This is a genomic window from Escherichia sp. WS3063 (assembly GCF_046486595.1).
GTDB lineage: Bacteria > Pseudomonadota > Gammaproteobacteria > Enterobacterales > Enterobacteriaceae > Escherichia > Escherichia coli.
Genome location: NZ_JBJQKY010000011.1, coordinates 94430 through 106646 on the forward strand (window position 1 = coordinate 94430; position 12217 = coordinate 106646).

The 12217-nt window shown below is 49.5% G+C and carries 14 protein-coding genes; 7 read left to right on the top strand and 7 right to left on the bottom strand.

What is annotated here, in order from left to right:
- The first annotated feature begins 442 nt into the window (after positions 1-442).
- The 3 genes from fabI to rnb all read left to right on the top strand — a co-directional run bounded on the left by fabI (position 443) and on the right by rnb (position 4492).
- A complete protein-coding gene (gene fabI / locus ACJHYW_RS13130; RefSeq protein WP_000506490.1) occupies positions 443-1231 on the top strand; it encodes an enoyl-ACP reductase FabI in 789 nt (262 codons plus the stop codon).
- A 143-nt stretch (positions 1232-1374) separates the two neighbouring features.
- Complete coding sequence (locus ACJHYW_RS13135; protein WP_001361675.1) at positions 1375-2490, top strand: carboxymuconolactone decarboxylase family protein; 1116 nt, start codon at positions 1375-1377, stop codon at positions 2488-2490.
- Between the two features lie 67 nt (positions 2491-2557).
- Positions 2558-4492 carry an exoribonuclease II gene (gene rnb, locus ACJHYW_RS13140; RefSeq protein ID WP_000484983.1) on the top strand — a complete coding sequence of 645 codons (1935 nt, stop codon included), beginning with the start codon at positions 2558-2560 and terminating at the stop codon, positions 4490-4492.
- A gap of 77 nt (positions 4493-4569) precedes the next feature.
- Here rnb and ACJHYW_RS13145 read toward each other — a convergent pair whose 3' ends face one another.
- Positions 4570-4674 (bottom strand): hypothetical protein, encoded by a 105-nt coding sequence (locus ACJHYW_RS13145; RefSeq protein ID WP_000221855.1) that lies wholly within the window; start codon positions 4672-4674, stop codon positions 4570-4572.
- 53 nt (positions 4675-4727) lie between these two features.
- On the opposite strand from ACJHYW_RS13145, the gene pdeR reads away from it, so the two are divergent.
- Complete coding sequence (gene pdeR / locus ACJHYW_RS13150) at positions 4728-6713, top strand: cyclic di-GMP phosphodiesterase (protein ID WP_061092957.1); 1986 nt, start codon at positions 4728-4730, stop codon at positions 6711-6713.
- On the opposite strand, the gene ymiD is transcribed toward pdeR, so the two are convergent.
- Entirely contained in the window at positions 6695-6823 is a 129-nt protein-coding gene (gene ymiD, locus ACJHYW_RS13155; RefSeq protein WP_023143869.1) for a protein YmiD, read from the bottom strand. The two genes, pdeR and ymiD, sit on opposite strands and share 19 nt — an antisense overlap.
- A 37-nt stretch (positions 6824-6860) precedes the next feature.
- Between ymiD and yciZ the strand changes: the two genes are divergently transcribed.
- The 3 genes from yciZ to osmB all read left to right on the top strand — a co-directional run bounded on the left by yciZ (position 6861) and on the right by osmB (position 8360).
- Positions 6861-7034 (top strand): protein YciZ, encoded by a 174-nt coding sequence (yciZ, locus tag ACJHYW_RS13160; protein WP_001288368.1) that lies wholly within the window; start codon positions 6861-6863, stop codon positions 7032-7034.
- Positions 7035-7123: 89 nt separating this feature from the next.
- Positions 7124-7873: a DNA-binding transcriptional regulator YciT gene (locus ACJHYW_RS13165; protein WP_001088621.1), complete on the top strand. Its 750-nt coding sequence runs from the start codon at positions 7124-7126 to the stop codon at positions 7871-7873.
- Positions 7874-8141: 268 nt separating this feature from the next.
- On the top strand, positions 8142-8360 hold the full coding sequence (gene osmB, locus ACJHYW_RS13170) for an osmotically-inducible lipoprotein OsmB (RefSeq protein ID WP_000498251.1): 219 nt from the start codon (positions 8142-8144) through the stop codon (positions 8358-8360).
- A gap of 125 nt (positions 8361-8485) precedes the next feature.
- Here osmB and yciH read toward each other — a convergent pair whose 3' ends face one another.
- The 5 genes from yciH to pgpB all read right to left on the bottom strand — a co-directional run bounded on the left by yciH (position 8486) and on the right by pgpB (position 12138).
- Positions 8486-8812 carry a stress response translation initiation inhibitor YciH gene (yciH, locus tag ACJHYW_RS13175; RefSeq protein WP_001353236.1) on the bottom strand — a complete coding sequence of 109 codons (327 nt, stop codon included), beginning with the start codon at positions 8810-8812 and terminating at the stop codon, positions 8486-8488.
- Positions 8812-9549, bottom strand: a complete 738-nt coding sequence (gene pyrF, locus ACJHYW_RS13180; protein ID WP_000176265.1) for an orotidine-5'-phosphate decarboxylase — start codon at positions 9547-9549, stop codon at positions 8812-8814. The genes yciH and pyrF overlap by 1 nt, the downstream gene beginning before the upstream one ends.
- 191 nt (positions 9550-9740) lie before the next feature.
- Positions 9741-10910, bottom strand: coding sequence for a lipopolysaccharide assembly protein LapB (gene lapB, locus ACJHYW_RS13185; protein WP_000891353.1), 1170 nt, complete (start codon positions 10908-10910; stop codon positions 9741-9743).
- 6 nt (positions 10911-10916) lie between these two features.
- Entirely contained in the window at positions 10917-11225 is a 309-nt protein-coding gene (gene lapA / locus ACJHYW_RS13190; RefSeq protein WP_000876284.1) for a lipopolysaccharide assembly protein LapA, read from the bottom strand.
- A 148-nt stretch (positions 11226-11373) separates the two neighbouring features.
- Positions 11374-12138, bottom strand: coding sequence for a phosphatidylglycerophosphatase B (pgpB, locus tag ACJHYW_RS13195; protein ID WP_001256556.1), 765 nt, complete (start codon positions 12136-12138; stop codon positions 11374-11376).
- Positions 12139-12217 lie beyond the last annotated feature (79 nt).

A 12217-nucleotide genomic window follows, 5' to 3' on the forward strand; every position in this document is an offset into this window, starting at 1 on the left:
CGTTCTCATTTTTGCTGATTATACGTTTCTCCAAAGTAATGGAAAGTATTTTTATCTTATTCATGGTGCATATTCTGATAATGAAGAGATTGTGGAGATTCTGTGAAGATAGTTGACAATATTAAGTTGGGGTCAATTCATCAGAAAGGCAGCGACTTGTTGTCGCCAGTTCTGTTTTCATCATCAAACTTATCGGAGCTAATACGAATAGTTTCATAGTCAGATTCTATAAGATATTTCCCCAACCTACCCCTTGCAGGCATCAAGAGTAGATAACGCAAAATGCTCTGTTCCGCAGCTTCTCTCCGGTACAGAAAGCGCAACTATAGCCACCCACAGCCAGGTTGATTATAATAACCGTTTATCTGTTCGTACTGTTTACTAAAACGACGAATCGCCTGATTTTCAGGCACAACAAGCATCAACAATAAGGATTAAAGCTATGGGTTTTCTTTCCGGTAAGCGCATTCTGGTAACCGGTGTTGCCAGCAAACTGTCCATCGCCTACGGTATCGCTCAGGCGATGCACCGCGAAGGAGCTGAACTGGCATTCACCTACCAGAACGACAAACTGAAAGGCCGCGTAGAAGAATTTGCCGCTCAATTGGGTTCTGACATCGTTCTGCAGTGCGATGTTGCCGAAGATGCCAGCATCGACACCATGTTCGCTGAACTGGGGAAAGTTTGGCCGAAATTTGACGGTTTCGTACACTCTATTGGTTTTGCACCTGGCGATCAGCTGGATGGTGACTATGTTAACGCCGTTACCCGTGAAGGCTTCAAAATTGCCCACGACATCAGCTCCTACAGCTTCGTTGCAATGGCAAAAGCTTGCCGCTCCATGCTGAATCCGGGTTCTGCCCTGCTGACCCTTTCCTACCTTGGCGCTGAGCGCGCTATCCCGAACTACAACGTTATGGGTCTGGCAAAAGCGTCTCTGGAAGCGAACGTGCGCTATATGGCGAACGCGATGGGTCCGGAAGGTGTGCGTGTTAACGCCATCTCTGCGGGTCCGATCCGTACTCTGGCGGCTTCCGGTATCAAAGACTTCCGCAAAATGCTGGCTCATTGCGAAGCCGTTACCCCGATTCGCCGTACCGTTACTATTGAAGATGTGGGTAACTCCGCGGCATTCCTGTGCTCCGATCTCTCTGCCGGTATCTCCGGTGAAGTGGTCCACGTTGACGGCGGTTTCAGCATCGCTGCAATGAACGAACTCGAACTGAAATAATCGTTCTGTTGGTAAAGATGGGCGGCGTTCTGCCGCCCGTTATCTCTGTTATACCTTTCTGATATTTGTTATCGCCGATCCGTCTTTCTCCCCTTCCCGCCTTGCGTCAGGATAACGATTTCCTTTACGACCAAGGAGCGCCCATGGAACAACGCCACATCACCGGCAAAAGCCACTGGTATCATGAAACGCAATCCAGTACTGCGGAGTATGACGTTCTGCCTCTGGTCCCGGAAGCCGCAAAGGTCAGCGATCCCTTTCTGCTCGACGTGATCCTTGATGAAGAAACGCTGGCACCCTTCCTTTCATGGCTGGTCCCTGCGCGCGTTCTTGCAGTAGAGTTGTTCCCTGACCAGCTTACCGTGACCCGTTCACAGACCTTCACCGCTTATGAACGCTTGTCGACGGCCCTGACGGTTGCTCAGGTTTGCGGCGTCCAACGGTTATGTAACTACTATTCGGCGCGACTTACGCCGCTCCCCGGGCCTGATTCCTCCAGGGAAAGTAATCATCGGTTGGCACAAATCACGCAATATGCCCGCCAACTGGCTAGCTCGCCTTCTATTATCGACAACCGATCGCGCCAGCATCTGAATGACGTTGGTCTTACTGCCTGTGACTGTGTGATCATTAACCAAATCATTGGTTTTATTGGCTTTCAGGCGCGGACAATTGCAACATTTCAGGCTTATCTCGGGCATCCAGTACGCTGGTTACCCGGGCTGGAGATACAAAACTACGCCGACGCGTCACTGTTTGCTGATGAATCATTACGCTGGCGAAGCAGCTATGAGGTGGAAAAACTCCCTGAAGAGCACACAAAAAGTTCAACTGCAGAACTTTGCCAACTGGCCGAAACACTCTCTCTCCACCCTATTTCACTTTCCCTTCTCGAAAAGTTGCTAAACAGCACACGGGTCAATACACAGCCGGATAATCAGCTTGCGGCGTTGTTATGCGCGCGGATAAATGGCAGTCCTGCTTGTTTTGCCACCTGTATGGATTCATCAAATGAATATAAAAAAATCAGCGCGGGCGAAAATGAAATTAACCAATGGGCTGACCGTCATTCTGTTGAGCGCGCTACCGTTCAGGCGATACAATGGCTGACCCGAGCACCCGATCGCTTTAGCGCCGCCCAGTTCAGCCCATTACTCGAACACGAAAAATCATCAACGCAGATTATTAATCTGCTGGTATGGAGCGGGCTGTGTGGCTGGATAAATCGCTTAAAAATCGCGTTGGGTGAGACATATTAACCTTGCCGCGTCAGACAGATTCGCGTAAAACTGTCAGCCGCTCTAATGGCTACCAAAATAGACAATTATGTTTCAGGACAACCCGCTGCTAGCGCAGCTTAAACAGCAACTGCATTCCCAGACGCCACGCGCTGAAGGGGTGGTAAAAGCCACAGAAAAAGGCTTTGGCTTCCTGGAAGTCGACGCGCAAAAAAGTTATTTCATTCCGCCGCCGCAGATGAAAAAAGTCATGCATGGCGACCGAATTATCGCGGTGATCCACAGTGAAAAAGAACGTGAATCCGCAGAGCCAGAAGAACTGGTTGAACCGTTCCTGACTCGTTTCGTGGGTAAAGTTCAGGGCAAAAATGACCGTCTGGCCATCGTTCCTGATCATCCACTCTTAAAAGACGCCATTCCTTGCCGCGCAGCCCGTGGCCTGAACCACGAGTTTAAAGAAGGCGACTGGGCGGTTGCCGAAATGCGCCGTCATCCGCTGAAAGGCGATCGTTCTTTCTATGCTGAACTGACACAATACATCACTTTTGGTGACGATCACTTTGTACCGTGGTGGGTTACCCTTGCGCGCCATAATCTGGAAAAAGAAGCACCAGACGGCGTCGCTACCGAAATGCTCGATGAAGGTCTGGTTCGTGAAGATCTGACTGCGCTGGATTTTGTCACCATCGACAGTGCCAGCACAGAAGATATGGATGACGCCCTTTTCGCTAAGGCGTTGCCGGATGACAAACTTCAGCTGATTGTGGCGATTGCCGATCCAACCGCGTGGATTGCTGAAGGCAGCAAGCTGGACAAAGCCGCGAAAATTCGCGCATTCACCAACTATCTGCCTGGCTTCAACATCCCTATGCTGCCTCGCGAGCTTTCTGACGATCTCTGCTCACTGCGCGCCAATGAAGTCCGCCCGGTACTGGCATGCCGCATGACGCTCTCCGCTGATGGCACCATTGAAGATAATATCGAATTCTTTGCCGCCACCATCGAATCCAAAGCGAAGCTGGTGTATGACCAGGTTTCTGACTGGCTGGAAAATACCGGTGACTGGCAGCCTGAAAGCGAAGCAATTGCCGAACAAGTCCGTTTGCTAGCGCAAATTTGCCAACGCCGCGGCGAGTGGCGTCATAACCACGCACTGGTGTTTAAAGATCGCCCGGATTACCGCTTTATTCTCGGTGAAAAAGGTGAAGTGCTGGATATCGTCGCCGAGCCTCGTCGCATTGCCAACCGTATCGTCGAAGAAGCGATGATTGCCGCTAACATTTGTGCGGCCCGCGTACTGCGCGATAAGCTCGGTTTTGGCATCTATAACGTGCATATGGGCTTTGATCCGGCGAATGCCGACGCGCTGGCAGCGTTGCTGAAAACCCACGGTCTGCATGTCGATGCCGAAGAAGTGCTCACGCTGGACGGTTTCTGCAAACTGCGTCGTGAACTGGATGCGCAACCAACTGGTTTCCTCGACAGCCGCATTCGTCGCTTCCAGTCATTTGCTGAAATTAGCACTGAACCCGGTCCTCACTTTGGCCTCGGTCTGGAGGCATACGCCACCTGGACTTCGCCGATCCGTAAATATGGCGACATGATCAACCACCGTCTGCTAAAAGCGGTTATCAAAGGCGAAACTGCGACGCGTCCACAGGATGAAATCACTGTCCAAATGGCCGAGCGTCGCCGTCTCAACCGGATGGCAGAACGTGATGTTGGCGACTGGTTATACGCACGCTTCCTGAAAGACAAAGCCGGGACCGACACCCGTTTCGCGGCGGAAATTGTCGATATCAGCCGTGGCGGCATGCGTGTGCGTTTGGTTGATAACGGCGCTATCGCCTTTATTCCGGCACCTTTCTTACACGCTGTGCGCGATGAACTGGTTTGCAGCCAGGAAAACGGCACTGTACAAATTAAAGGTGAAACGGCTTACAAAGTGACTGACGTTATTGACGTCACCATTGCCGAAGTCCGCATGGAAACCCGCAGCATTATTGCGCGCCCGGTCGCGTAATCTCCTTTCACGGCCCATTCCTCATGAATGGGCCGTTTATTTCCCCGCTCCACCTTCGTCATATCCCGGCAGTTTTTTTAACTGACTTTCGTTTGAAAACTGGCGTTTTTCCAAAACTGGATTACAAATAAATATATAAAAAAAACAATGCGTTTAGCCGCCGTTAATTTCATGTAAGTCATGTTGTTCCTTTTATTTAACCGCGGACTCCGCTGTTAACCGGAGGATATGCATCATGAAAACCGTTAGGGAGTCCACAACGTTGTACAACTTTCTCGGATCGCACAATCCATACTGGCGGTTAACGGAAAGCAGCGATGTTTTGCGCTTTTCTACCACCGAAACCACAGAACCTGATCGTACTTTGCAGTTATCTGCCGAACAGGCTGCTCGCATCAGGGAAATGACGGTCATCACCTCCAGCCTGATGATGAGTCTGACCGTCGATGAAAGCGATCTTTCTGTGCATCTGGTAGGACGAAAAATCAATAAACGGGAATGGGCTGGCAACGCGTCTGCATGGCATGACACACCAGCAGTTGCTCGTGATTTATCACACGGACTTTCCTTTGCTGAGCAGGTAGTTTCTGAAGCACATTCCGCAATAGTGATTCTCGACAGCCGGGGGAATATCCAACGCTTCAATCGGTTATGTGAAGATTACACAGGGTTGAAAGAACATGACGTCATTGGGCAAAGCGTGTTTAAACTGTTTATGAGCCGTCGTGAAGCTGCGGCATCCAGGCGCAATAACCGTGTATTTTTTCGAAGCGGCAATGCATATGAAGTCGAACTGTGGATACCAACACGTAAAGGCCAGCGGCTGTTTCTGTTTCGCAATAAATTTGTCCACAGCGGCAGTGGCAAAAACGAGATTTTTTTAATCTGTTCCGGCACCGACATTACCGAAGAGCGCCGCGCTCAGGAGCGACTGCGTATTCTGGCAAATACCGACAGTATCACCGGACTGCCGAATCGTAACGCAATGCAGGAGTTAATCGATCACGCTATTAATCATGCAGATAACAATAAAGTTGGGGTTGTGTATCTTGATTTGGATAATTTTAAAAAGGTCAACGACGCCTATGGGCATTTGTTTGGTGACCAGTTATTACGCGACGTGTCATTGGCTATTTTAAGCTGTCTCGAACATGACCAAGTGTTGGCGCGTCCAGGTGGCGATGAGTTTCTGGTACTGGCATCCAATACCTCACAAAGCGCGCTGGAAGCAATGGCATCACGAATTTTGACCCGCTTACGACTCCCCTTCCGCATTGGTTTAATTGAAGTTTATACCAGCTGTTCAGTGGGTATTTCACTCTCTCCCGAACATGGTTCGGACAGCGCGGCTATTATTCGTCACGCCGACACAGCAATGTACACAGCGAAGGAAGGCGGACGAGGACAATTTTGCGTTTTTACTCCAGAAATGAATCAGCGGGTATTTGAATATCTCTGGCTGGATACCAACTTGCGTAAAGCACTGGAAAACGATCAGTTGGTTATTCACTATCAACCGAAAATCACCTGGCGTGGCGAAGTGCGCAGTCTGGAAGCACTAGTACGTTGGCAGTCACCTGAACGTGGGTTGATTCCACCGTTGGACTTCATTTCCTACGCCGAAGAGTCAGGGCTAATTGTGCCTTTAGGCCGTTGGGTGATTCTCGATGTCGTACGCCAGGTGGCAAAGTGGCGGGATAAAGGTATTAACCTGCGAGTGGCGGTAAACATTTCTGCACGTCAGCTCGCCGATCAAACCATTTTCACCGCCCTGAAACAGGTTCTCCAGGAACTCAATTTTGAATACTGCCCTATTGATGTTGAACTGACGGAGAGCTGCCTGATTGAGAATGATGAACTTGCACTGTCTGTTATTCAACAATTTAGCCAACTAGGTGCGCAAGTGCATCTGGACGATTTTGGTACCGGCTACTCTTCACTTTCGCAACTGGCGCGCTTTCCGATCGATGCCATCAAACTTGACCAGGTTTTTGTTCGGGATATTCACAAACAGCCTGTCTCGCAGTCACTGGTCCGGGCGATCGTCGCTGTGGCACAGGCATTGAATCTTCAGGTGATCGCTGAAGGTGTGGAGAGTAAAAAGGAAGATGCTTTTTTAACCAAGAACGGGATCAATGAGCGGCAAGGATTTTTGTTTGCCAAACCGATGCCCGCCGTCGCCTTCGAACGCTGGTATAAACGCTATCTGAAGCGCGCATAAGTAGATGAATATATATACTTAGCGATATATTCCGTCATTATATATCGTATTACTGGATGATAATTAGCCGTTGCTGTTAAACACTTCTCTTTTAGCGGCAATTTTTGCATTATTCATTTTCCCCCTTTTGCTATAAGGATGTCCTTGATGTCTGAATTTGATGCCCAGCGCGTTGCCGAACGTATTGATATTGTGTTAGATATCCTTGTGGCAGGCGATTACCACTCTGCGATCCATAATCTCGAGATACTTAAAGCAGAACTCTTGCGCCAGGTTGCTGAATCTACGCCAGACATCCCGAAGGCACCGTGGGAGATTTAACAATCGTGCCTTCAGGTTTTCCTATTTGAGGATGCCCGGCGCGTCAGTATTTTTTTATTTAGTATTATAACGTTATAAGAATTACAGCGATGAATTCCCGACAACAAACTATTCTACAGATGGTCATTGACCAGGGTCAGGTTAGCGTAACCGATCTGGCAAAAGCCACTGGAGTTTCTGAAGTTACCATTCGCCAGGATCTCAACACCCTCGAAAAACTGAGTTACCTCCGCCGTGCACATGGCTTTGCAGTATCGCTTGATAGTGATGACGTCGAAACTCGTATGATGAGCAACTATACGCTGAAGCGTGAACTCGCCGAGTTTGCCGCGTCACTGGTTCAACCGGGCGAAACCATCTTTATCGAAAATGGCAGCAGCAATGCCCTGCTCGCCCGGACTCTGGGCGAGCAGAAGAAAAATGTCACGATCATCACGGTCAGCAGCTACATCGCGCATTTGCTGAAAGACGCGCCTTGTGAAGTTATTTTGCTCGGTGGCGTGTACCAGAAAAAAAGCGAAAGTATGGTTGGTCCTTTGACACGCCAGTGCATCCAACAGGTGCATTTCAGCAAAGCATTTATTGGTATTGATGGCTGGCAACCTGAAACTGGGTTTACCGGTCGCGATATGATGCGTACCGATGTGGTCAATGCCGTGCTGGAAAAAGAGTGCGAAGCGATAGTCCTGACTGACAGCTCGAAATTTGGTGCTGTACATTCATACTCCATCGGCCCCGTTGAGCGATTCAATCGCGTGATTACCGATTCGAAAATACGCGCCAGCGATCTGATGCATCTTGAGCACAGTAAACTCACCGTTCACGTCGTTGACATTTAACCATTTCCCTTCTCTACGGATGATTTGCTGTTTTGCAAATCATCCGCTCTAAGATGATTCCTGGTTGATAATTAAGACTATTTACCTGTTATTAACACTCTCAAGATATAAAATTATTATCAGCGATATAACAGGAAGTCATTATCACCTGCGTGATATAACCCTGCGCGCGAGCGGATTTCACGGAATAATTTCACCAGGCTTATTCTTAGCTATTATAGTTATAGAGAGCTTACTTCCGTGAATCATAAATTCAGGAGAGAGTATTATGTTTGTAACGAGCAAAAAAATGACCGCGGCTGTTCTGGCAATTACCCTGGCAATGTCTCTGAGTGCCTGTTCTAACTGGTCTAAACGAGACCGTAACACCGCAATTGGCGCGGGCGCAGGTGCATTAGGCGGTGCAGTACTGACCGATGGCAGTACGTTGGGTACATTAGGTGGTGCAGCCATCGGTGGTGTTATTGGTCACCAGGTCGGTAAATAATCGTAAATAAATGTCGATTATCAACTCGCAATTATAATACGCTTGATTCTGTTCAGTACGAAATAACTGAATAATACACACAGTAAAATATTCGAAAGCCACGGATATATCCGTGGCTTTTTATGTTAGCCGCCTGCGAGTTTTACCTTCATCCCTTTCGCTTCAAGCAGTGATTTTAATAAATCACGCTTATCGCCCTGGATTTCAATAATTCCATCTTTAACTGCTCCGCCGCAGCCGCATTTTTTCTTCAGTTCCGCTGCCAGTTTCGTCAGTTCGGCATCATCGAGATCGACACCGGTAATCAGGCAAACGCCCTTACCTTTACGTCCACTGGTCTGACGCTGAATACGCACCACACCGTCGCCTTTAGGGCGTACAGGGGCCGCTTTTGGCTCATCAATACGTCCGGTTTCCGTTGAGTAGACCAGACGGCTGTTGGAATCACTCATCATGCACTCCGCTGTAAAGAGGCGTTGATCGCTTTCAGCGTCTGCGCTGGATCTACCGATTGCGTTACCGGGCGACCAATCACCATATAATCAACACCAGCCGCCAACGCCTGTTCTGGCGTCATAATGCGGCGCTGGTCACCTGCTTCACTCCCCTGCGGACGAATGCCCGGTGTAACCAGTTTGAACTCCTGACCGAATACCTGTTTAAAGCGCACAGCTTCCTGAGCAGAACACACCACACCATCAAGGCCACATTTTTGCGTCAGTGCCGCCAGACGTTCTGCATAATCTGCAGGTGACAGTGTCACGCCAAGATCGGCCAGGTCGCTGGCTTCCATGCTGGTCAATACTGTCACAGCAATCAAAAGCGGTGCATCTTTGCCAAACGGAACCAGTGCCTCACGCGCTGCGGTCATCATACGCGCCCCACCGGAGGCGTGAACATTCACCATCCACACGCCTAAGTCAGCTGCAGCAGCGACAGCGTGCGCTGCAGTGTTGGGAATATCGTGAAATTTCAGGTCGAGGAAGATATCAAAACCACGCTGTTGAAGTTCGCGTACAAATTGAGGTCCAAACAGCGTAAACATCTCTTTGCCGACTTTCAGACGACAATCGCGTGGGTCGATCTTGTCGACAAAGGCCAGCGCGGCATCACGATTATGATAATCAAGGGCAACAACCACAGGAGAATTCGTAACAGCGCGGGAAGAAGATGAAGCAGTTAACGTCATGACCAGACCTTCTTGATGATGGGCACCGGAAGTGGCGCGAAACAGGTAAACGGCGAGCATTCTACCCGTGGAAATAAAAAATTAACAGTTGCGATTTCTCCCCTGGCAGGCTTTTCTGCGCCCGAGCTACCGGAGCACAATGGAACATCAACAATTAGTATGTTGTAACTAAAGTCGGATTTTTTTAAAAATTACAGGCCATCAAGACCGCGAATCGGTTTAATGGTTGACCAGGCCCGACAAGACGGACAATGCCAGTAGAGAGTGTATGCGGTAAACCCACATTTCTGGCAGCGATAACGAGGCTTACTCCGCACCTTCTCGCCAACCATGTCACGCAGCACCATCAGACTCTCTTTGGCACGCCCTTCTTCCGCTTCATTTAAGTGGTAATCCATTAGCTTATGGAACACACGCATGGTCGGATGACGCTGAAGCTGACGCGTAATATAGACCTGTGCGGCCTCACTACCGTCGCGCGCTTCGATGATGTCCGCAAGCATCAGTTCAGCATCGGCACCGGTGTTCTCTTCCACCGCGCGCTGCAGGAACTCTGCCCATTCGGCAGTTTTACCCAACTGCTGGTAGCAGGTTTGCAGCATTTCCAGCGTTTCGCTGACCAGTTCTCTGTCCTGGGATATGACACGTTGCAGACTTTCGACGGCTTTGGCGTATTCTCCTTTCGCCATAAACACGCGTCCCATCATGATGGATACGCGGGCGCTGTTTTTATCTGCCGCCGCACCTTTTTTTAGCAAAGTCATGGCACGATCGAGATCGTCGCTGGCCATATGCTGCAGAGCTAACTCACAGTAGAAATGGGCAATTTCGACGCGCTGTTTATCTTTACCCAGCTTCACCAGGCGTTCGGCAACATCAATTGCTTTCTGCCACTCGCTGGTAGCCTGGTAGATTTGTAGCAACTGTTGCAGCGCGCCAATGCGGAAGTCAGTTTCATCGGTCAGCTGATTGAACATGTCTTCCGCGCGGTCGTATAACCCGGCAGCCATGTAATCACGCCCCAGTTGTTGAATCGCCAAAAGCCGCTGTTCATAGGTCAGCGAGGCGCTTTCCATTAGGGTCTGATGGATGCGAATAGCGCGATCAACTTCGCCACGCGAACGGAACAGGTTTCCGAGCGTAAGGTGGGCTTCAACGGTACCTGTATCCTCTTTAAGCATATCGAGAAACAGATCTACCGCTTTATCCTGTTGATTACTAAGCAGGAAGTTAACCCCCGCTACGTAATCACGCGACAAGCGGTTGGCTTCATCTTGCTTGTTTTGTTGCGCACTTCTGCGGCCCATATACCAGCCATAGGCAGCGGCTACAGGCAAAAGCAGAAACAACAACTCCAGCATAGAAAGTTATTCCTTCGCCGCTGACGAGTGCGGCGCTACAGCCACGTCAGTCGCGGGTGAAAGCTGGTTTTCCAGTCGCTTTATTTTACGTTCAGCGCGCGCCAGGGAAACACGAACTCGCAGCCAGAACAGGCCACAAATCAACCAACCGATAGCAAACCCCGCAGCAAACAATACCGCCAGCAATGTGGAAATACGGTACTCCCCTTGCGCTAACAGATAATTAAACGTCACCTGTTGATCGTTCTGCGCACCTAACGTAACCGAAATCACGAAGATCGCTAACACCAGTAAGAAAATGAGTAAATATTTCACATTACTTCCCGTTATGTGGTTAGAGCGAATAAATTATGGTCAACTTACCGCAATAGCCCTTTAAAGTACCATTTTCGCGCCGTCTGCGAAATGGCATCCACGCGCATTGTTGATGATTTAAGGGCTAAATTCGGAAAATCAACCAGCGTTAACTTTCTTGTTCTCGTTGCGCTATTTCGCGATTTTCTTCCGCAGGTGGTGTTAATGGCCCACAAATTCGTTGCGCAAGCCACGTTGCCACCGCCACCAGCGCCCACGAAATCAACGTAGCTACTACCAGATCGCGTGGCCAATGCATCCCGAGCAGCAGGCGGCTTCCCATGACTCCAGTTGCCCAGACCAACAAGATAGCAATGGTTAACGTTCGCCGACGCGGCCACAGCAAACCAACGGCCAGCAGTGCCCAACTGGCAGCAAACATCGTGTGACCGGAAGGAAAGGCAAACCCCGTCTCTTTCTGCCAGTGTGAACGCAAATATTGTGGGATATTTTTCTCTTCAGCCAACTGTTCTTTCACTAGATTTCCGCGTTCTGCTCGCTTTAAAGTGTAGAACTCATCAACCGGAATATGATGTGTTTTTTCCAGCCAGATAACAAAAGGTCGTGGTTCCTGGACTTTGTCTTTGATCCAGGATTTAACGCCTTGTCCCACAAGGATTGCCGCCGCCAGAATGGCAAATAATACAAAGGCAGCCTTAATGCGAAAACGCAGACACCAGAGAAACCAGCCGAATAAAATCAAATGTGTAATGACGCCCCAGGGCTGGGTGACAGTTTCAGTAACCCAAAAAGCCGCTTTTAGTAACCAACTTTGTTCTCCAGGTTGCCAACGCCAGCCAGAAATCCATACGGCTACTGGCATAACAAGCAATAGTGCAGTTCCCACTGCGGTACGTCTGGCAATCGAACGCATGGCCTCTCCTTTTTGATAAGTCCCACAATCATAACTGAAAATGCCAGTTCCAGGAAAAATTGACAGATTTGTGCCATTC

What these genes read in the sequence shown, in the direction of transcription:
- fabI (WP_000506490.1), top strand. Translation starts at nt 443, where the DNA reads ATGGGTTTTCTTTCCGGTAAGCGCATTCTGGTAACCGGTGTTGCCAGC.
- ACJHYW_RS13135 (WP_001361675.1), top strand. Translation starts at nt 1,375, where the DNA reads ATGGAACAACGCCACATCACCGGCAAAAGCCACTGGTATCATGAAACG.
- rnb (WP_000484983.1), top strand. Translation starts at nt 2,558, where the DNA reads ATGTTTCAGGACAACCCGCTGCTAGCGCAGCTTAAACAGCAACTGCAT.
- ACJHYW_RS13145 (WP_000221855.1), bottom strand. Translation starts at nt 4,674, where the DNA reads ATGACTTACATGAAATTAACGGCGGCTAAACGCATTGTTTTTTTTATA.
- pdeR (WP_061092957.1), top strand. Translation starts at nt 4,728, where the DNA reads ATGAAAACCGTTAGGGAGTCCACAACGTTGTACAACTTTCTCGGATCG.
- ymiD (WP_023143869.1), bottom strand. Translation starts at nt 6,823, where the DNA reads ATGCAAAAATTGCCGCTAAAAGAGAAGTGTTTAACAGCAACGGCTAAT.
- yciZ (WP_001288368.1), top strand. Translation starts at nt 6,861, where the DNA reads ATGTCTGAATTTGATGCCCAGCGCGTTGCCGAACGTATTGATATTGTG.
- ACJHYW_RS13165 (WP_001088621.1), top strand. Translation starts at nt 7,124, where the DNA reads ATGAATTCCCGACAACAAACTATTCTACAGATGGTCATTGACCAGGGT.
- osmB (WP_000498251.1), top strand. Translation starts at nt 8,142, where the DNA reads ATGTTTGTAACGAGCAAAAAAATGACCGCGGCTGTTCTGGCAATTACC.
- yciH (WP_001353236.1), bottom strand. Translation starts at nt 8,812, where the DNA reads ATGAGTGATTCCAACAGCCGTCTGGTCTACTCAACGGAAACCGGACGT.
- pyrF (WP_000176265.1), bottom strand. Translation starts at nt 9,549, where the DNA reads ATGACGTTAACTGCTTCATCTTCTTCCCGCGCTGTTACGAATTCTCCT.
- lapB (WP_000891353.1), bottom strand. Translation starts at nt 10,910, where the DNA reads ATGCTGGAGTTGTTGTTTCTGCTTTTGCCTGTAGCCGCTGCCTATGGC.
- pgpB (WP_001256556.1), bottom strand. Translation starts at nt 12,138, where the DNA reads ATGCGTTCGATTGCCAGACGTACCGCAGTGGGAACTGCACTATTGCTT.